This window comes from Bacteroides eggerthii, assembly GCF_025146565.1.
In the GTDB taxonomy this organism is placed as follows: Bacteria; Bacteroidota; Bacteroidia; order Bacteroidales; family Bacteroidaceae; genus Bacteroides; species Bacteroides eggerthii.
Genome location: NZ_CP102258.1, coordinates 2114265 through 2133672, shown reverse-complemented (window position 1 = coordinate 2133672; position 19408 = coordinate 2114265). Strand labels below are relative to the sequence as shown.

The window sequence follows — 19408 nt, the reverse complement described above, 5'->3', positions numbered from 1 at the left end:
TATAAAGCATAATCCATGACTGATTTATTAATTAGAATTTATAGGTAAAGCCACAACGTCCGTTAGCACCGCTATACTGCAGATTATAAACTCTACTCTTGTTTCCAAAATAAGAGAATTGTTCACTATTAAGAACATTTACTGCTTCCACCCAGAAAGTCAGCCCTTTTACAATATTTACAGAGCCGTTCACATCCATCTGCCAACGTCCATCTCGCCATATATCACGCTCTGCATCCGAACCGAGAGCTTGAATATAAGAACCACAATAATTCATAGCAGCCTGGACAGTAAAACGCTTTGTAGAATAAGCTAACGCAAAGTTTGCTGTATGCTTAGCCTGTCCCGGTAAACGTAAAGAACCACGTTCCTGATCTGTTACCGCTTTAGAATGAATAAAGGTATAGTTACTTGTAAACATCAGGTTTTTCAGAAATCCCGGCAGGAATGTCAAACTGGTGTTCAATGTTATTTCAGCACCATAGACCTTGGCTGCATCACCATTCTTACTTTGGATAACTTTCCATCCATTATACTGGCTATTGGCATCATGTAATGTTCCCTCACTCAAATATTGGAATTTGTCAATATGCTTGTAAAACACACCACCGGAAATAATACCTACATTAGACAAATATTGCTCAAATAGCAAATCCAGATTATGTGCATACGCAGGTTTCAAATCAGGGTTACCAATAGTAACACGCTCAAGATCCTGTGATACGTCTTGTTTCGGAACCAATTCAGAGATATTAGGCCGAGAATATCCGGTAGTCCATGCCAATCGAAAAATTGTTTTATCCGTCAGATCATATTTAAACTGCACATTTGGAAGGAACTTTGTGTAATCCAAAGAAGAAGCTATCGGAGTTTTTGTATATGTATTAAATCCTTCATCTGCCGGATCAGCTCCCCCATAAATCGGAGAATTCGGGTCAAAGCTACGTTCTATCTTATTAGCCTTATATTTTACATGAGTTTGCTCTACACGTACACCTGCCAAAATCATCAAATTTTGCAATTGGATTTTATTCATCGCATATCCGGCCAATACTCGTTCATTGGCATCATAGAAGAAAGCATCTGCAGCAGAATTTGATGTATAGGGATTATACTCAATATCATTGCTATTTGCGCTATTACTCATATACGCACGAATTTTGTTTATATCAGCAGCTGGACCAAAAGCAAGATTTCCATTTAGGAACTTATTGGACAGTTGTTCTTTGTATAAGAAATTAGACAAACAGTTAGCCTCACTGGCTGTAATAGAATAATTCTTCGTATCTTCCGGCATCCATCCTTTATTTTTCATAAACTTACCTTTCACACCAAATGAAAAGGTAGATGCATTATCTTTAATAAAGTAGTTTTTTGCACTATTCATACGGAAAGTAAAGTTTTCTCCCCGTGTTTCATTATTAAAGTTTTCAACAACATATAAATTATACCTGGAAATATCATCCGGACTTGCCGTGCCTAACTTTTCACCAGAAGGTTCAAATATATAATTATAACTTAAATACTTACTATTCATATCAGTTAGTGTCCCCATTACTTCATCAGGTAATTTCTGACCGTTGACTTTTTTGGTAGCCCTCCATTCCGGAGTCTGAAAACCATCCATCTCACTTATATAACTACGTGAAGATTTTGAATAAAACAATCCACCGTCAATTTTCCAAGTTCCTATTGTTGATTCACCGTCCAAATTGATATTAAGATTCTTTATTTTTTCATCAGAGGCTGTAACCTGAGTAATATTACGCATGCGTTTTGAACCAATACTACCATCTTCCATCAAATAATACTTTCCTCCATTATCTCTGAAACGGAAACGATTGCGATAACGTTCTCCTTCATTATCACGTTGATTATACATAGTACTCAGTACGAATTTCGTATATTGTGTTGGAGCCCAATCAATGGCTAAAGATGCCCCATGACGTGTAGATGTTCCTTTTTGGTATCTATAACGAAAATCCGTAGGTACATAAACATCTTCCTTCACTGACTCTCTTGTCTTATTATCAACCAATTCATAAGGCTCCCAACCTTCAGCCTCTAAACGGTCATATCCATTATGATTTACTAAATAGCTATAATTAGCACGAATTCCTAATACACCATTATCATTTTTTTGTGTTTTAAAGAAACGTTGTGCATAAGATGCTTTTACATTATAATCTGCTTTTTCACGTAAAAAAGTATATCCTGTTCCTAAATCAATGGAAAATTTAGGGGTGAGAGAACGAGCCGTACCAGTACGCATATTAATAACTCCAGCAATTGCATCTCCATCATTAGAGGGAAGTAATGTTTTCTGTACTTCCATAGAAGAAAGAATATCGGCAGGAATAACATCCATCGACTCATTACGTTTACCACCTTCTTGGCTACTCATTATTTGTTCACCATTAATATTGATATTAGTGAAATTAGCAGGAGTACCGCGTAACTGTACCTCTTTGCCATCAGAAGTAACCCCACTAAGTCTACGCAAAGCATCAGATACATCCAAATCAGGGAAACGTCCCATCTGATCCGCTGACAACACTTGCATCATGTTATCAGCCACTTTCTGCTGATTCAAAGCACGTTGTTGCCCATCAACAGCTGCTGAAATAACCACATCTCCTAACGCAATGGCAGACTGCTTCAATACAAAATTAGCAGTAGCAGTACCATTAGCCGTAATATTAATCATCTTAGTAACAGGTTCATACCCTAAATAGTTACATTCAATTTCACAAGTACCGACCGGAATACCCGACAATGTATAAGCTCCATTCAAATCTGTGGCAGTTCCTTGAGTGGTTCCCTTGACAATAATGGCAGCTCCCGGAAGAGTTTCGCCCATATCATCTTTCACTACACCACTAAGATTTCCTTTACCCTGTGCATAACCAGATATAACCGGTATGGTTACAACAGTAACCCACAACAAAAGTCTAAAAATGTTCTTCATAATCGTATAAAATTAAATGGTTAATATTAATTCTGCAGCTTCTTTATCTAAAAACAAGGTTGCATCAGAATGGGTACGTAACACAGAAGCCGGACAAGCAACTGAAACCGGACCACAAAGTGTCTGACGAACAGCCTGTGCTTTCCGCCCCGTAGGTACAATACAGATCACCTTTTTGCATGACATCAACGCAGGAATTGTAAGAGTCAGTGCCGTTTCCGGTACATCACTTAATGTCCCGAATTCACCATCGTTAACCTGTTGCTGACGACATATATTATCCAAAGAGGTTTGTCGTATCCATGCTTCTTCATCAAAACGAGCTTCATGCGGATCATTAAAGGCAATATGTCCATTTTCTCCTATTCCCATACTGACAATATCCAGCGGCGCCTGTCTCAATAAGCCTTCATACCGTTTACATTCGGCACTAATATCAATTGCATCGGACTGTATATAATTAACTTCATGGAAAGGTTTTCTGGAAAAGATTGCCTTTCTCAAAAAATTACCAAAATTTTGAGAAGCGTCTTTTCCCAGCCCCATGTACTCATCCATGTGGAATCCGGTAATACGAGTAAAATCGATTTCTGTATCCTCTGCCAATGCTTTCAAAAAGTCATCCTGCGAATGAGCGGCAGCAAAAATAGCCCTTACTATTTTTTGTCTGACCATAAGTTCCCGGACATGTTTTTTGTAAAGTTCATAGGCAGCTATCCCCATGTCTTTCCGCGAATTATACACATGTATAGTCAGTGTATCTACTTTCAGTGTTTTAATTGGAACTATCATTTATATTTGCATTATTTATTAAACTTCAAATTATAATAAGCTGCCAAAAAGCGCAATCCAAAAGAAGTTCCGACATCCCTTTGAGTAAGCCATATCTGTCCTTTCTTCATACGCATACGAGTATTAATTACTCCACCCCGCAAATTAGGATCAGGATGATTGGCTGCATAACGGTTCTTAATAATCCAACGAAGGCTACGTTCGTAATTAGGAACAAATTCATCATAACCGTAACCTGCCAATCTAATCCAAAGAATACCGGCAAAAGCGACTGCTGAGCCGCAAACAGACCCCTTATCCGATGGCTTTCCATCCGTATAATTGTCATAGAATATAGTTCCGTCTACTTTTTGTGCTTTGGCATATGTCCGGGCTGTTTTGGCAGCGGCTTCCAAATATTTTCTATCTTTTGTCATTTCATAAGCCTCAAGAAGCGACTCGGCATACCAAAGATTAAATCGGGGGTGAAAAGAAGAAACCTCACGATGATTAGGGATATAACGCATCCAAATGCCGTTTTCATCCTGCTTATCAATCAAAGAGTTACAAAGCAACAAATGAGCATCCTTAAAGCGTTTATCTTTCGTAAATTCATAAGCATCTTTGAAAGGCGAACCTTCTGTATTCGGGCGGGAAACATCATCCAACACTTGTTGTTTCTTATCTTTATAAAAAGGGCTCACTTTCTGAATCTCGCCGGTTTTCAAGTCTGCTAAATCATAACAAACCCCTTCTTCAGGATAATACATATGTTCCAGCATCCAACCAAGTGCATTGCTGGCCACTTGTGCATATTTCTTATCACCGGTAACCCGCGACAATTCAAAAATCCCATGCGTACCGTCAGTAACGGTTGCAAAAACTATTTTGTCATTGCCTATATCGTCACCATGTGTAGCACCTACCATTCCTTTCAATGCCGGATTATCCTTGATTTCCAATCCAATCCACCAATCACCGGCTTTACGTGCCGCTGCAAGTGCTTGAGGTGATTTGGTAATTTCATAAGCATCCAGCAAACCCAAAATAATTTGTCCCGTATGCCATGGCTCTTCATAAGGATACCATTTTCCCTGAACCATGTTATAGTCACAGCGTGATTTTCCACTTTCATCCAACAATACATTTGTTGCATAAGTGGTACATCCCTCAATCGCTTCCAAAATCTCCGTCTTCCCCGGAAGAGGAGATTGGGCTTTCACCGTACCGGTTAGCAATAAAGCCGATAATAAAATAATGTGTTTTTTCATACTGTTTGTTTTTTTTATTATTCTTATTTAGAGATAATATTTTTGTTTATGAGACTTTACTATTCTGCCATCAACGCGAAATGAAAATTTCCAGTCGTTAACCAATTGGCGTGATTTTATTAGAATTCTGTTACTTCCGGCTTTCAGATGAAGAGATAATTTGTATTTATCTGCCACAAACTCATTCTCTTTCGCCGTATGTCCGACTATTTGTCCGTTACAATAAATAAGGTTTTCACCACTACCTCCATACAATACTTGCACAATCTGCTCCTTATCCGAATAGAGCATAGCTGTGGCGTATGCCACTCCATTATTTACAGAATGGAACATTTCATTAAAATCCATGATAAAACCATTATCCGACACGCAACGGGTCCACTTATATTCGTCTCCACCCACATCAAAACGTTCACCCGGTAATGGAGTCACATTTATTTCACCTCCAATTGTTGCCAAATAGTCGGTATTCATATCACCGTTCAGAAAAGCGCCACAAAATAGCCAACAAGAGAAATAGTTACTATTGATATTGCGTACGTCCAATCCCGCTGCCGTTATATCATCCGGCTTCCTTCCACGATCAATAAAGTCTATGGCCCGAAGCAAAACCGATTGCACACGATGTATCTGATCTAATTTCTCTTTATATAATTCCAAGCCTTTATCAAGAAAATACGACTGGTTTTCGCAAATCCAAAGCTCCGTATATTGTTGTTTAAGTGTCAGGATCTGGGTCTCCAAAGGATTGACATCTTTCAATGCCATTATCAAAGACTTCCGGGCTTGTTCGGGAGATTCGGCATACTCCTGCAAACTCTTCCGATACCAATCCGCCATTTTAAACATTCTTTCCCTTGCATCGACAATAAACTCATATTGCGCTACTGTATATCTCAAAGCCTTCTCATCAATATGCTCTTTCTGCAAATGAACGGCACTAACCGTTCGCTTGACAGAGGCAAGAATATTCCTTGCAATACCTAATTCTTCTTTATTGATATTCAGTGGATTGTTTATATCCGGAGTGAATCGTTCATAAAAAATACGGTCGTTCATTTCATAAGTCATGCCCAATTTAGCAAACTTCATCAGCTCATTTAAAGCTTGAACAAACATCGTATCTTCACTACCAAAACGCACCATACAGTATCTTCCCTCAAAGTCATCTGCATCAACATTTCGTGAGGCATTCCAACTATATTCAGAAGCTAATGCCACGCCATACATTATAGAAGCAAAACTGTGAAATGCCGAATCGTCCCACGATGTATATAACACACCTTGTGCCCCAGCTCTGTAACCGTCTGTAATAAATTGCATATTCTCCCTTGTCATATTCAGATCAGGAAATAGCCTGTTCGAATTCAAAATGCCAGGACAGACCAGATAACAGCTCCGGTTTTCCTTGAAAGGATTTATCCATGCATCATAATTTGTACCGCTATAATTCCAACTCAAATAAGTGATATCCTTTGGCAATTCGGATAACAGATGCGGATATTTCATAATGATATCTCCCCACATCATCACTTTCTTATTCTTTGCTTTCAGGACATCATATAAAAAACGAATATGATCTGCATAAAACTTATCCGCCCCTACCCTACGCACATATTCTTTAGACTTACCATTCTCCAAATCCCATGTTTCGTCACAGTTAATATTAAAATAATCCGAAGAAAAAGCATCTGCCAGTTCTTCAATAACTGATTTCAAGAATGCTTGCGCTTGTGGTTTCAGCGGGGCAATCATAGAGGGAGTATCACCTAACGGTGCATATTTTTCCAGAGAAAGTATCTTCTCAAAATGTCCGAAGCACTGAAAACTCCCGATAATTTCCATTTGATATTCCCGAGCATAGCTACAAATCTCCTTTACGTCATCCATCGTTAACTTACCATTTTCCGGTGCAAAATCGGGATAGGAAAGCGGTTGTATGACATGCTCTATATAGAATGTGAATGCGTTGTATTTTAACTCCGACAAGTCTCTTATTTGTTTCTTTATATAAGTAACATTAGAAATCGGGCCTCTGCTTATATCATCAAAAAATATTCTTTGGGGATAGTCCGGCCAATCGGCCAAAGCAACCGACGGCGCATAACCGCCACGTACCAATTGCTTTGCTGATTGAATACCGTACAATAATCCTTTGGTTGTCTTCGAGATAACATGAATACATGAGTCCGATTTAGAAAGCAGATAGCCTTCCGGACCAATACTGTCAACGTAATGTTCATCCAAAGAATGTTCTCTGCAAAAAGCCCTCAAGACCTTCTTTGAAGAACTTTGTTCCCCTATTATTTTCAATCTATCGGGACAACTATCCCGAAAAAATTCTTTAAATTCCTCCTGCACACAATTGTAAAGCTCCGGATTTGTATTTCGCCATATGAAATCAATATCACCATATACCTTTTCTCCCTTATTTGCTCCATCAACAGTAGAGATTACTTTAGGTAACGGTAATACAGGCAAACCGGCTGCATGTCCCATACAAGTCAGGCTTACTATCTCAATCAGGCATAAGAAGAATTTCTTTTTCATATATATATATTTTTTAATACCTATTATTTTATTACGATTTTTTTCCCGCCTTTTTCTCCGTAAGTCATAATCTGCTGTATATCCGCATTATCCACATCATCACAAATTATAGCCGGCCTGCCATCCTCTTTCAACAGTTCGAAAGAAAGACCATATAACTGTATATTCCTGGCATGCCGCACATACATTCCATACGCAGGCAGTATGCCAAACATAGTAGACTCCGGGTAAAGGGTCTCAAGCTCCTCAACTTTTTTATCTGCCAGTTCTTCCGATTCACCACCTGTACAGACAAAACGGCTATTACAGATAGTAAGCCCTTCAATCTTCCCTTCCGGTATTCCCATAACCGAGCATCCTATCGGAGCAGTTGCTACGGCAGTTATATTGGAAATCAAAATATTCTTCATCGCACCAACAGAGGGGGTAGGCGCCTCCGCATAATGCTTACGTGCACGATTGCCCAAACGAAGAAATAAAGGAACCCGCTGGCCATCTATGGCAACATTCTGGATAGTTATATTTTCCATAGTTCCACCGTCAACAATTTCAAGCGATATACCCGAAATTCCTTCTGCAGCCCCAGAATTCACCGTAGAAGCCGACGATCTACGGATTACGCAGTTGCTAATAGCCACATTTTTGAATCCGGCGGTCGTCTCTGTCCCAAATTTCAGGGCATTACAATGGCTGCTTAATAGACAATCCGAAACGATTATATTTTCGCTCATCCTGTCACAAGTACTTTTAAAAGTTATTCCATCATCATCCGAATCTCCTGTCACACGTGTTATAATTACATCCCTACAACCATCAATATCCATCATATCATTATTCAGGTTGGAGTGATTGAAGATTCTCACACCATCAATCTTCAACTGGTCACAACGGATATAAGACTGCATCCACATGGCGGAATTCCGGAGTTCTATTCCAGTTATATTGATATTCCTACTATTGGCAAACCACAAAAGATAAGGGCGGTCTCTATACTTATCCGGTTTCTTTTTGGACTGCACCGGAAATGAACCGCCACGTCCATCAATTGTACCATCCCCTTCTATCGTAACATTCTCTATGTCATGGGCAATTATTAAAGACTGATACGTCCATGTATCTCCCCAAAAACGGAAACCAACAGTTTTTTTCGGATAATCCGCCAAATTTGTAGAGCCCAATAAATGTGCACCTCTTTCTAAACGAAGAGTTACATTACTCTTCAAGAAAAGAGTGCCTGTTACAAACTCACCTTGCGGAATAATCACCTTTCCACCTTTTTCCGCACATAAATCTATAACACGCTGGATTGCTCTCGTATTAACAGTTTTTCCATCTCCCCTCGCTCCGAAGTCAGACACCGAATAATCCATTGCAGAAACATTTACTGCAAACAGTCCCAAAACCAACAAACATTTAATAAATTTCATAAGCAGCTATTTTTTCTTCTAAAAAGCGAGCGGTTTGTAAATAAGCCCCATCAATATCGGCAACATGGCTTTCATCACCACCCACATCAATTGAAAGTTCTCCGGAAAAACCTATTTGTTTCAAAGTCCCGAAAAACAAATCCCAATCTATCGTTCCATTGCCTGCGGCCTGATGCTCTATGCGTTGTCCATAACTATCAGAGATATGTATATAGTCCAAATCCTTTCCCAGTTTAAGCAAACCTAAAGACAGATTTTCATGCATATAATACAGATTCGATGTATCAAAATTGAACTTTAGATTTTCCCATCCCAATTCTTCTTTCAGCAACAGATAACCATTCGTTGTATCCGTCAAAGAGCCCACACAGGGATGCATATAATAGTTCAACCCATAATCTGCCGCAAATTTGCAAGCTGTATCCATCCGAGACAGCAAATTGTCCCAATATACTTTCCACGACAGTCTTTGCGGCAAACGCACATTACGAAGTACGTCCGGTGAATAATGCCGGTGAATAGGCATATCTGCCGGAAATTCATAAGGAACAAGAGGGCCGTTATCCAATACCCCTCTGGCTCCGAAATAAGCTCCGAGTTCACAGCCTGTTTTAAATAAATCCAAACTCTTTTGTGCAATTTCTCCCTGTGGGGAAGCTATCCCCGGAAGTACGGTACAAAACACAGGTAATGCTAGCCCCCGGTCTTCCAATGCCTGTTTTATCTCTTTCCGATGTTTGTAAACTGTCTTCAGATGTGCTTCCCCTATCCCTTCCAGTTCGATAGATTGAAAACCAAGATCGGCCATTTCATGTACATATGTAACCATATGTTCTGCATCAGGCGGATAGCCATATCTTGTAATACTATAAAGAAATGCACAAGTTATGTGTCTGTCAAAAACGTTTCTCATGTTTATACTATATTTTAATAATTAATAATTCCCAGAATAGCTACAATGGCAACAATGAGTGCAAACAACAAAGTTATGCCATACAGAACATTGTCTTTTATTGTAGCCCTATGTTTTCCCATTAAAAGTTTCTTATTCAACAAAATAATCATCAATGCAATGACAAGGGGAGTAGATATAATCGCCAAAGATTGAGAGAAGATCATCACAAAAACCGGACTACCGCCAAAAACCGGCACCACAAGCCCACATAAAGTAGTTGCTAATGCCATAACCCTGGCCCAACGCTTAGTCAAATCTCTATCTATACCTAAAAAATCGCTGATGAGCCATGGCCCTAATACTATAATAGGAAATAAAGAGGAAACACCTGCGCACACAATTCCTGCCACAAACATAGACACAGCCAGTTGTCCGGCCAATGGTTCCATCAGTTTCACCATATCTATTGCATTATCCACAGTAAGCCCTTTCGTGAACATTGTTCCGGCAGCACACGCCATTACAGCAAAGCTCAACAGAAACATTATACTCACTGACACAGCAGCATCACGTTTCTGTAATTTCATATCTTCTATATGCCAGCCTTTCTCACTAATCAAGATGGAACGAACCACATAAAGGACGCCCCCCATAGTAGTACCTACCATTCCTGCCACAATTAAAAAAGCATTCGGATGATTGGGAAGAGTAGGAACAAGTCCTTTCAATATACTGGCAGGTTCCGGCATTACAATAAACATGGTAGCAAGAAAACAAACTCCCATAACAAAAACAAACAGGCTAAGTATCTTCTCAAAAAGAGCTTGCTTTCCCTGCCAAAATATATAATATAATAGTATGCAGATAACACCTGCCACTACTATCATATTGAACCCTTCGCCATCATGAGTGATAGGACGAGACCACTCTTGGATTACTTGCGCCACTACCCCCATAACTCCCATACAGGATACAATTTCGCTTATTAATAAAGAAAATAAAATAAAGATGGTAACTCCTCTACCAAAGTTATTCTTAAAACTAAATAATGCAGTTTTTCCTGTAATTATAGTATAACGCGAAAAAGCAATTATTAAGACATACGTAAACAAGCAAGAAAGAGCCAATGCCCATGTCAGCGTCATTCCATAACTTGCCCCGGCAGAAGCCATCGTTGTAATACTACCTGTCCCGATATTATATCCTACGAGAAAGATACCCGGTGCAATAGTCGCCCAAAACAATGCTATCTTTTTAATTATATTTTTCATATTTACACAGCTCATTTTCTAATTCGTGTTATTGTGTATTTTAAAATTTCTCTTTCTTATCAGTACTGATTATTTCCACAAAAAGAAACATATCTCCGCTTTTGCAATACAAATATCCTGCTTCTTTTGATATTAATAACACTCTACACACTGTTATAAAACACATTTTCAGCGTTACAAGAAAAAATATAGTGTTTTTATTCGTGTAATCGTGTAAAATGCCATTTTTCCATTTCATGTTTATTATTTATTCGTGCATTTATCAGTTCTATTATATCTTTTAGTATATTTGCAACTAAAATCAATAAAACAGAACGGAACTACGATGGGAGAAAAAGTAAAATATAGAATCAGCGACATCGCAGCAATTGCAGGCGTGTCATCAGGAACAGTAGATCGTATACTTCACAATAGAGGTGGCGTATCACCGGAAAGCCGCAAAAAAGTGGAAGACGTTTTACAACAAATTAATTATGTGTGTAAAATCCATTCAATAACTCCTAAAAACGAACGTCAAATACGTCTATTAGTTATATTCCCCCAACATGCCCCCGGAGAATATTGGGAACAAATAGAGACCGGCATCGAAAAAGCGTTAAGCCATTTTGCCAATACCAAACTGAAGATCCGTTACTTATACTACGATCAGTTTGATGTTTTCTCATGTCAAAAGGTGTTCAAAGAAGCACTTGCCCTAAGAAAAGACGCAGTAATCATAGGTCCGGCATTCTATGACGAGACTGTATTATTTGCCAACCAGCTTTATATGAAGGACATTCCATACGTGTTTGTAGATACTCCGGTAAACAATACAGAGCCATTGGCAACCTTTGCCCTCCATGCCTTTCAAGCAGGCAGGACACAGGCTAAGCTACTGACATCTATCATGGAGCCCAATAAGGAAATCGCTTTATTTCAGGCCAAACGAATAGGCGATGAAACATCTATCCAATCTGTTGTGTGCCAACATGGTTTTTTCTCTTATTTAAAAGAAAATTCGCTGAATATAAATATCGTATATGCACAATACAACCGTACCGATGCAAAACAAAATGAAGAAATGCTAACCGATTTTTTCCGTACCCACCCTAATATCGGCGGAGCTGTAGTATTCAATACTTGTGCATATATCATATCCGATTTCATGAAACGCAATAACATCAAAAACGTCAAACTGATAGGGTTTGATATAAATACCCGGAATGTTAATGCCCTGAAAGAAGGATATATCTCCCACCTGATAGCCGAGCGTCCGGAATATCAAGGATATATGGCCATCAAAGCCATCTTGGAATATTTAATCTACAATAAGAAACCTGAAGTCTACAATTATACACCCATAGATATTATAATAAATGAAACAGTAGATTTTTATACTACTACAAATTTTGCATTCGCATTATAAGAAAGATGTCATAAGGAGCGGATCCGCATACAGTTTCCGGTTGCGTTTAATCCAGCGTACCAGTGTGCGAAAAGTGTTTGGAGAAAAGATATGAACCTTTCCTGAGAAAAGTTCATATCCCACTCACTTGCTGAGATTTACCTTAGGAAATTCGAAAACATATTATCCCAGCGGATTTTCTTCCTCTTCCCCATTTCCACCAGTACCGGGATTGGAACCTCCTCCTGAAACGACCTCCGAGTTATCCCACCCGGCTCTCGTCACGCTGGCACGTGTCAGCATCTCCTTGAATTGCTGGCCCGGAGTGAAAATTATCTTCCGGCGGTAAACCGTATCCGACTTCACATCTTCCTCCTTATCCTGACTTTTTGCATTAAGTCCCGGACGGAAACAGCCGAAATCTCCCAATTGCACCGAGAAGCCTTTATTGATATTCATATTCAGCGTATCTATCAGGCCGTCCAACACCATTTTCACCACACCGCGCGGCGCCATACCTACCTTGGTGACCTCGTCGCATAAGTCTCCAAATTCCACCATGCCCAGTGTTTTCAATTGAGCCACATACTTTTCCGTTTTTGTCTTATCAAAACCGAACACTCTTTTTTTCACTTCATAATTTAAAGCCATAATCTTTGAATTTTTAATCGTTAATAATAATATGTATATCAAGAAGCTCTTATCTCATCCAAGAAATCAGGAAAATTTCACTGTGAGGCCTCAAGCAGTTATACTTTCTGTTTCTCTAAATCGATATTGCAAAGTTAGGGTGAGAAGAAGGCGAAAGCAAGAAAATGGCATCTACAGCCAAAACGCATAAACCACTCATAAACAACAGATTAAAAAAACCTTATCTCTACAAGTGCAGCTAAGCCCCAAAAGAAGAAAAAGTAAAGAAAGAGCATCACACCCTCGTAATCTCTACAAGTGATGCAGCTAAACAACTGATAATGAAAGGTGGCTTTGCAGAATGTCTCTACAAGCGATACCTCACAGGCATAAATTCCTAAAGTCAGAACAGCCTCCCTATTTACAACACGAAATATTTTTCTATTTCACCGAATTTACTTATATTCGCATTCTTAGCCCAATATCTCATTAATTACAAAAGTTATTTGTGCAGGGAGTAAATATAATATGAGAGCAAACAAAACTCGTGCAGGCTTATTAGTCTGTTTATGCTTCCTGCTTATTCTGGGAAGTTGTAAGGAAGAAGAAGATGCAGTTCTAAACCTTTCGATGTCGGAAATAACCTTCGGTTCAAAGAGCGAGGTTAAATCTGTCGAAGTCTATGCCAATACATCTTGGAGTGCCGAAATAGCCCCCTCAGCTTCCTCATCCTGGATCAGTCTGAATGTTGTCTCCGGAAAATCAGGAACATCTGCGATACAGATTACTTTGACGGAAAACGATACGCCCGACGAACGTACCGCCGAGATCATTTTCCGCGGGAGTTCGACGTCACAGACTTTGAAAGTCACCCAAGAGAAAAACGAAATTTTAGAGCTTCCTTATGAAGAAATTGGTTTTTGGCAGATAGGAGGAATATTCCCGTTAGAAATTAAACGGAATATCGAATACTCAGTCGAAATAGAACCGGAGGCCAGGGAATGGATGAAACTGGTCGAACCGAAAGAATTGTCGTCAGATTTGATTAATATAAGCATAGAAGAAAACTTCAGTGGGCTTCCCCGGATCGGCAGTGTTTATGTAAAAGGAAAAGATTCTTCTTTAGCCGATACGCTAAAGATCTACCAATATCCGTTAGAACTTAGCCTGTCGCGTAAGACCCTTGATTTTGGAATGTCTGCCGAGAGCAGGACGGTAATCGTGACGACGTCTCATCAGGATTACGACGACATCCCTTTACTGGAACTCAAGCTTCCCGAAGACGCAAAAGACTGGTGTACGGTCGAAGTCGACAACCAAGGCATACTTTCCGTATCAGTATCAGAGAACCAAACCGGTATTGACCGCGAGACAGAACTAACTGTTACCGCCTCGATTCTGGAAAGGACATTACACATCGCACAAAAAGCAGAAACAAAGGAATATTATCGGGACGGCGAATATATGCAGCTACAGGCAGCCACCAAAGGCAAAGGGATTAATATCGTTATTATGGGAGACGGATTCCTGCAAACCGACTTGGACAAGGGCGGGTATTATGAAACCCTGTCCCGTCAGGCCGAACATTATTTTTTCAATATTGAACCATACAAATCTTTCCGGGAATATTTTAACGTCTACATGATAGCTGCCGTTTCCGAAGAGGAAGGTGTAAGCGAAGAGATTCCCGGACGAAAAGTGAACAACAGATTTGGTTCGACTTTCGGTGAAGGGACGGATATCCAGTGGGATGAAAAGACATGCAGGAATTATATGGACCTGATCCCAGGTTTAGATAAGGTGGTGGAGGTAACCGGCATCCTTATTCTGAATAGTCGCAAATATGCCGGAACTGCCATAATGTATTCCAATGGATTCTCTGTTGCAGCTTGTCCTATCAGCGGGAACATACCGACCTATGACTTTGAAGCACTTATCCATCACGAAGTCGGCGGACACGCTTTTGGCAGATTGGGTGACGAATACAGGTATTATGGTGTAATTCCGTCGAAAGATAAGGAAAGACTGAAATATTGGCAGTCGTACGGTTTCTACCCTAATCTGGATTTAACAAATGACCTGACCCAAATTCTATGGGCCGATTTTACTAAGATACCGAAATATGCCTATGTCGGTGCTTTTGAAGGAGGTTTTCTCTATAATTATGGTGTATGGCGGCCCGAATACTTGAGCTGCATGGAAAATAATATCCCGTATTTTAATGCTCCGAGCCGCTGGCGAATCGTGGAAAGGATTGCAAAACTGGCTGACGTACCGATAACGTTTGACGATTTCGTGCGTCAGGATCATGTTTCGCCTCCTACCGATGCGATGACGAGAGCTGCCCGGAGTAGGAAACACATTCCGCTGGGAGAACCTATTTTAATAATACAGGATTAGGGTTTGGGAAATACCTTTGCATACACCACATTCCTTCCCGCCCCATAGCGCATCAGCACCCCCTCGGCAACAAAAGTATTCAAGTCGACAACAGCCTGTTTGTAACTACGGCCTGCCATGCGGGAGTATTGCGCCCGGCTGATGCAAGGAGCTGTCAGGAAATGCGCTTTAAGCAGTTCAAGACAATGTTCGCGCGAAACGGATTGCGGTGTAGACACAGACGACTTCGGATGACGCTCGAAACCGGCTTTCTCATTCAGCGTCCGATAAAAATCCCTGCTGACACGAAAATTCAGTCCACGCAATGAAACCGAAGCGGCCCGCACCTCTTTCTTTTCCATGACAGGACGGCAGTTCAGCGAAGGAGAAAAATAACCGAGCTCACCCAATTCAACCGTCCAGCCTCCTACCAGACAGTCGCGCAACTCGTCCATGAAAGCCGTCATGCTACCTTCGAGCACACTGCGGCTGATACCCGTAAAACGATGTACACGATCTATAAACTCCTTTTTGTCAATGGTTCCCTTAGGGACTGCACGAGCATAGAGAGATTGCGGTTCACCCGTCTGCCGGACATCCGGCTTCTTTATCAAATCATAATAGATACTCATTCAAGCTGTCTTTTTAATTGTTATTTCTTTCCCTATACCTACGTTTTCCCTTGGAAAGAATCAAGAAGCAAACGTGTAGATATTAAATCATTCCATTATGGGGTAGTTTTCATTCCACCATGATGGAACGAAAACTACCCCATAATGGAACATAACGTTCTCTATGGTGGAACGATTTAATATAAGTGATCAAAGATACTGATTCCTGCAACAAAAGTCAAGCCTTCCCGCCATTCTTTTGCTTATAGTTTAAACTTCCTCGTGGAGAGACTGACTCACAGCACTTTCCAAAACTTCCGGAAGTTCCGATACTGCCCGTAACACACCAACCGGTCTCCCGCCTGTATCAGGTCATCATCCGGCAGTCCGTTTACAGAAACCGACAGGAAGCAAATAGGACAATCCAAGCAGTTCCACGCGGATAAAAAGAAAAAGCAATGCAAAAAAGGCAAAATAACAGCATATAAGCGGATAAAATGGCAAGGATAAAATTTCTTTCCTTATCTTTGTATTGATAAAATCAAGTATTGAATGGCATGAAGAAGTATTTCATTGGATTGCTGGCATCAGCTTTAGCGTGCAGCAGTTGCGGTACAAGCCAAATGGCATCAGGCGATCCCGGTGCCATATTTGCCGGAGCAGCCATCGGCGGAAATGTGGGCGGCGCCATCGGCGGCCTGATAGGTGACAGCAACGGTGGCTGGAGAGGCGGCTACCGCGGATCTGCCATCGGCACAATTATCGGAACCATTGCGGGAGCCGCCATTGGAAATGCCGTTTCCGCACCGAAGCAAGAGGAGTACGGTTACCGGATAGAAAGGACGGAACCCTATGAACAACCGCAGCCCGAAACCTATCCCGCCCCTTCGGTCTTCGACAACCTGAAGATACGCAACATACGCTTCATCGACGATAACCGCGACCACGTCATCACCTCCGGCGAAAGCAGTAAAGTGATTTTTGAAATCATGAATGAAGGCGACCGGACAGTCTATAATGTGGTCCCCGTAGTGACCGAAACTACGGGAATGAAGCGCATCTACATCTCCCCGTCCGTAATGGTGGAGCAGATTGCTCCCCACAACGGCGTGAAATACACTGCCAACATCAGTGCAGGCGAGCGGATAAAGACGGGAAACATCACCATACGCGTGGCCGTAGCCAACGGCAACGGACAACAATATGACCGGCAGGAGTTCTCACTGCCCACCGAACGATAAACAAATTTTCGTGGTTTATACAGACTGAGCACAGAAACGCAGACAATTTAACAGCATGAAGGAATTTAGACAGAGCCTACCCTGCCTCTGTGTGTGTGTTTGGAAAGCAAGAATTGAATACTTTATAAACGACTTATTATGGCCGACAACTATTTGGAAAATCAATACGAACAATACCAGGCGCGAAAAGCAGCTTGGGAAAGAGAGCGCAAGTACGGAAAGAAAAAGAAGTCTGTGCACCCCCGTCCTCTTCCGCAGCACAACGAAGAGGAAGTTGTGTCCGATCCGGAAGACGACAACAGCTCCCTCTACATCAATACAGACAACGACAATCTAATCGACGACTAACATCAACATGCTGCACCATTTCCACACCTCCGTCGCAGGCATACCCTTACCGGAGAAGTTCACTTTTCCTTTTTGCTATACACCTCATCCACTCTGCGTGGCTGCCGCGAAAGAGGTGCAGGACTATCTTGCCTTGCAGGACGCATGGAAAGAAGAGCTGGCGCAAGGCAAGATGTTCGGCGTATTGGTCGTAAAGACCCAAGAAGGCAAAGTGGGATACCTGGCAGCCTTTTCCGGCATTTTGGCGGGCAAGAACATGCATCCGTTCTTCGTGCCGCCGGTTTACGACTTATTGCAACCACAAGGATTCTTCAAAAAAGAGGAAGAGCAAATATCGCAGATCAATGCCCGCATCAGGCAGTTGGAAGAGGATGAAACATACCGGCGGCAACTCGAACAACTATCTGCCCTGCAACAAACCGCCCGGAATGCTTTAGAAGATGCCAAAGCACAGATGAAAGCCGCCAAAAAGAAAAGGGAAGAACGGAGGCGGAAAGCGGCTTCACATCCCGGCTTTCCACTCAGCCCCGAAGAAGAAAAGGACCTGATACGAGAAAGCCAATTTCAGAAGGCGGAGTACAAGCGCATGGAACGCGCGTGGAAAGAACAGATTATTCCTTTGCAACAATCAGTCTCCGGCCACGAAGCCGGCATACAGGCCTTGAAAGCCGAACGGAAGGCACGTTCCGCCGCATTGCAGCAAAAACTGTTCGAACAGTTTAAGATGCTGAACTACCGGGGAGAAGTCAGGACACTTTGCGACATCTTCGAACAGACCGCCCACAAAACCCCTCCCGCAGGAGCCGGTGAGTGCGCCGCACCCAAACTATTGCAGCATGCCTATCTGCATGGGTGGAAGCCCGTCGCAATGGCAGAGTTCTGGTGGGGAGAGTCGCCCAAAACAGAAATACGGCATCATGGGCATTACTATCCCGCCTGCAAAGGCAAATGCGAACCTATATTGAAGCACATGCTGAAAGGTCTTGAAGTGGATGAAAACCCGATGCAGAAAGCGTTGTTGCAGTCCGCCGCACAAGAATTGGAAACCGTTTATGAGGACGAATGGCTGTTGGTGGTCAACAAGCCGGCGGGCATGCTGTCCGTACCCGGCAAGGAAGAGGCGGTATCTGTTTACAGTGTGATGCGCGGGCGGTATCCCGAAGCGGACGGCCCGCTGATTGTGCACCGCTTGGATATGGCTACATCAGGGTTGCTGGTGATTGCAAAGACCAAGCAGGTTCACCAAAACCTGCAAGCGCAATTCAGAGACCGCAGCGTAAGTAAGCGCTATATCGCGTTGCTTCAAGGCATAGTCTCTCCAGATACAGGAACGGTTGAGCTGCCGCTATGCCTGAACCCGCTCGACCGCCCGCGGCAAATGGTACATACCGAGCATGGCAAGCCCGCCGTAACCGACTTTGAAGTGCTGGAACGCAAGGACAATCATACCCGCATCGCCTTTTATCCCCGCACCGGACGCACCCATCAACTCCGGGTGCATGCCGCCCATCCTCTCGGACTGCACTGCCCCATTATCGGCGATGAGCTCTACGGAAAGAAAGCCGAACGGCTGTATCTGCATGCCGAGGCTCTGGAATTCACGCATCCCATAACCGGTAAGCGAGTGATAATCAACCAAAAAGCAGACTTTTAGCCCATTCA

At 41.8% G+C, this 19408-nt stretch carries 15 protein-coding genes; 5 read left to right on the top strand and 10 right to left on the bottom strand.

The window, feature by feature from the left end:
* Positions 1–31 precede the first annotated feature (31 nt).
* The 7 genes from NQ546_RS08700 to NQ546_RS08670 form a co-directional block, all read right to left on the bottom strand.
* The gene (locus NQ546_RS08700; protein WP_004289744.1) at positions 32–2968 is read right to left on the bottom strand and encodes a TonB-dependent receptor; all 2937 of its coding nucleotides are present in this window, start codon (positions 2966–2968) and stop codon (positions 32–34) included.
* A 12-nt stretch (positions 2969–2980) separates the two neighbouring features.
* Positions 2981–3760, bottom strand: a complete 780-nt coding sequence (locus tag NQ546_RS08695) for a glucosamine-6-phosphate deaminase (RefSeq protein ID WP_004289743.1) — start codon at positions 3758–3760, stop codon at positions 2981–2983.
* Between the two features lie 11 nt (positions 3761–3771).
* Complete coding sequence (locus tag NQ546_RS08690; RefSeq protein ID WP_004289742.1) at positions 3772–5010, bottom strand: beta-L-arabinofuranosidase domain-containing protein; 1239 nt, start codon at positions 5008–5010, stop codon at positions 3772–3774.
* 27 nt (positions 5011–5037) lie between these two features.
* Positions 5038–7560, bottom strand: coding sequence for a family 20 glycosylhydrolase (locus NQ546_RS08685; RefSeq protein WP_004289741.1), 2523 nt, complete (start codon positions 7558–7560; stop codon positions 5038–5040).
* Between the two features lie 23 nt (positions 7561–7583).
* Positions 7584–8987 carry a glycoside hydrolase family 28 protein gene (locus NQ546_RS08680; protein WP_004289740.1) on the bottom strand — a complete coding sequence of 468 codons (1404 nt, stop codon included), beginning with the start codon at positions 8985–8987 and terminating at the stop codon, positions 7584–7586.
* The gene (locus tag NQ546_RS08675; protein ID WP_239463451.1) at positions 8974–9816 is read right to left on the bottom strand and encodes a sugar phosphate isomerase/epimerase family protein; all 843 of its coding nucleotides are present in this window, start codon (positions 9814–9816) and stop codon (positions 8974–8976) included. Before NQ546_RS08675 ends, NQ546_RS08680 begins: the two co-directional genes overlap by 14 nt.
* 98 nt (positions 9817–9914) lie before the next feature.
* Positions 9915–11153, bottom strand: a complete 1239-nt coding sequence (locus tag NQ546_RS08670; RefSeq protein WP_004289738.1) for an Nramp family divalent metal transporter — start codon at positions 11151–11153, stop codon at positions 9915–9917.
* Between the two features lie 325 nt (positions 11154–11478).
* Between NQ546_RS08670 and NQ546_RS08665 the strand changes: the two genes are divergently transcribed.
* On the top strand, positions 11479–12558 hold the full coding sequence (locus NQ546_RS08665; protein ID WP_004289736.1) for a LacI family DNA-binding transcriptional regulator: 1080 nt from the start codon (positions 11479–11481) through the stop codon (positions 12556–12558).
* 162 nt (positions 12559–12720) lie between these two features.
* On the opposite strand, the gene NQ546_RS08660 is transcribed toward NQ546_RS08665, so the two are convergent.
* On the bottom strand, positions 12721–13188 hold the full coding sequence (locus NQ546_RS08660; RefSeq protein ID WP_004289735.1) for an HU family DNA-binding protein: 468 nt from the start codon (positions 13186–13188) through the stop codon (positions 12721–12723).
* Positions 13189–13695: 507 nt separating this feature from the next.
* Between NQ546_RS08660 and NQ546_RS08655 the strand changes: the two genes are divergently transcribed.
* The gene (locus NQ546_RS08655; RefSeq protein WP_004289734.1) at positions 13696–15567 is read left to right on the top strand and encodes a BACON domain-containing protein; all 1872 of its coding nucleotides are present in this window, start codon (positions 13696–13698) and stop codon (positions 15565–15567) included.
* On the opposite strand, the gene NQ546_RS08650 is transcribed toward NQ546_RS08655, so the two are convergent.
* Positions 15564–16178 (bottom strand): HU family DNA-binding protein, encoded by a 615-nt coding sequence (locus NQ546_RS08650; protein WP_004289733.1) that lies wholly within the window; start codon positions 16176–16178, stop codon positions 15564–15566. The two genes, NQ546_RS08655 and NQ546_RS08650, sit on opposite strands and share 4 nt — an antisense overlap.
* Positions 16179–16453: 275 nt before the next feature.
* The gene (locus NQ546_RS08645; RefSeq protein ID WP_004289732.1) at positions 16454–16585 is read right to left on the bottom strand and encodes a hypothetical protein; all 132 of its coding nucleotides are present in this window, start codon (positions 16583–16585) and stop codon (positions 16454–16456) included.
* Between the two features lie 129 nt (positions 16586–16714).
* On the opposite strand from NQ546_RS08645, the gene NQ546_RS08640 reads away from it, so the two are divergent.
* From NQ546_RS08640 to NQ546_RS08630, 3 genes are all read left to right on the top strand, one after another.
* Complete coding sequence (locus tag NQ546_RS08640; protein ID WP_004289731.1) at positions 16715–17398, top strand: hypothetical protein; 684 nt, start codon at positions 16715–16717, stop codon at positions 17396–17398.
* A 138-nt stretch (positions 17399–17536) separates the two neighbouring features.
* Entirely contained in the window at positions 17537–17746 is a 210-nt protein-coding gene (locus tag NQ546_RS08635) for a hypothetical protein (RefSeq protein ID WP_004289730.1), read from the top strand.
* 7 nt (positions 17747–17753) lie between these two features.
* Positions 17754–19400, top strand: coding sequence for an RluA family pseudouridine synthase (locus NQ546_RS08630; protein WP_167319254.1), 1647 nt, complete (start codon positions 17754–17756; stop codon positions 19398–19400).
* Positions 19401–19408: the final 8 nt, after the last annotated feature.

Bases quoted from the DNA above. Each gene is read 5' to 3' on its own strand.
- NQ546_RS08700 (WP_004289744.1), bottom strand. From the start codon at position 2,968: ATGAAGAACATTTTTAGACTTTTGTTGTGGGTTACTGTTGTAACCATA.
- NQ546_RS08695 (WP_004289743.1), bottom strand. From the start codon at position 3,760: ATGATAGTTCCAATTAAAACACTGAAAGTAGATACACTGACTATACAT.
- NQ546_RS08690 (WP_004289742.1), bottom strand. From the start codon at position 5,010: ATGAAAAAACACATTATTTTATTATCGGCTTTATTGCTAACCGGTACG.
- NQ546_RS08685 (WP_004289741.1), bottom strand. From the start codon at position 7,560: ATGAAAAAGAAATTCTTCTTATGCCTGATTGAGATAGTAAGCCTGACT.
- NQ546_RS08680 (WP_004289740.1), bottom strand. From the start codon at position 8,987: ATGAAATTTATTAAATGTTTGTTGGTTTTGGGACTGTTTGCAGTAAAT.
- NQ546_RS08675 (WP_239463451.1), bottom strand. From the start codon at position 9,816: ATGGTTACATATGTACATGAAATGGCCGATCTTGGTTTTCAATCTATC.
- NQ546_RS08670 (WP_004289738.1), bottom strand. From the start codon at position 11,153: ATGAAAAATATAATTAAAAAGATAGCATTGTTTTGGGCGACTATTGCA.
- NQ546_RS08665 (WP_004289736.1), top strand. From the start codon at position 11,479: ATGGGAGAAAAAGTAAAATATAGAATCAGCGACATCGCAGCAATTGCA.
- NQ546_RS08660 (WP_004289735.1), bottom strand. From the start codon at position 13,188: ATGGCTTTAAATTATGAAGTGAAAAAAAGAGTGTTCGGTTTTGATAAG.
- NQ546_RS08655 (WP_004289734.1), top strand. From the start codon at position 13,696: ATGAGAGCAAACAAAACTCGTGCAGGCTTATTAGTCTGTTTATGCTTC.
- NQ546_RS08650 (WP_004289733.1), bottom strand. From the start codon at position 16,178: ATGAGTATCTATTATGATTTGATAAAGAAGCCGGATGTCCGGCAGACG.
- NQ546_RS08640 (WP_004289731.1), top strand. From the start codon at position 16,715: ATGAAGAAGTATTTCATTGGATTGCTGGCATCAGCTTTAGCGTGCAGC.
- NQ546_RS08635 (WP_004289730.1), top strand. From the start codon at position 17,537: ATGGCCGACAACTATTTGGAAAATCAATACGAACAATACCAGGCGCGA.
- NQ546_RS08630 (WP_167319254.1), top strand. From the start codon at position 17,754: ATGCTGCACCATTTCCACACCTCCGTCGCAGGCATACCCTTACCGGAG.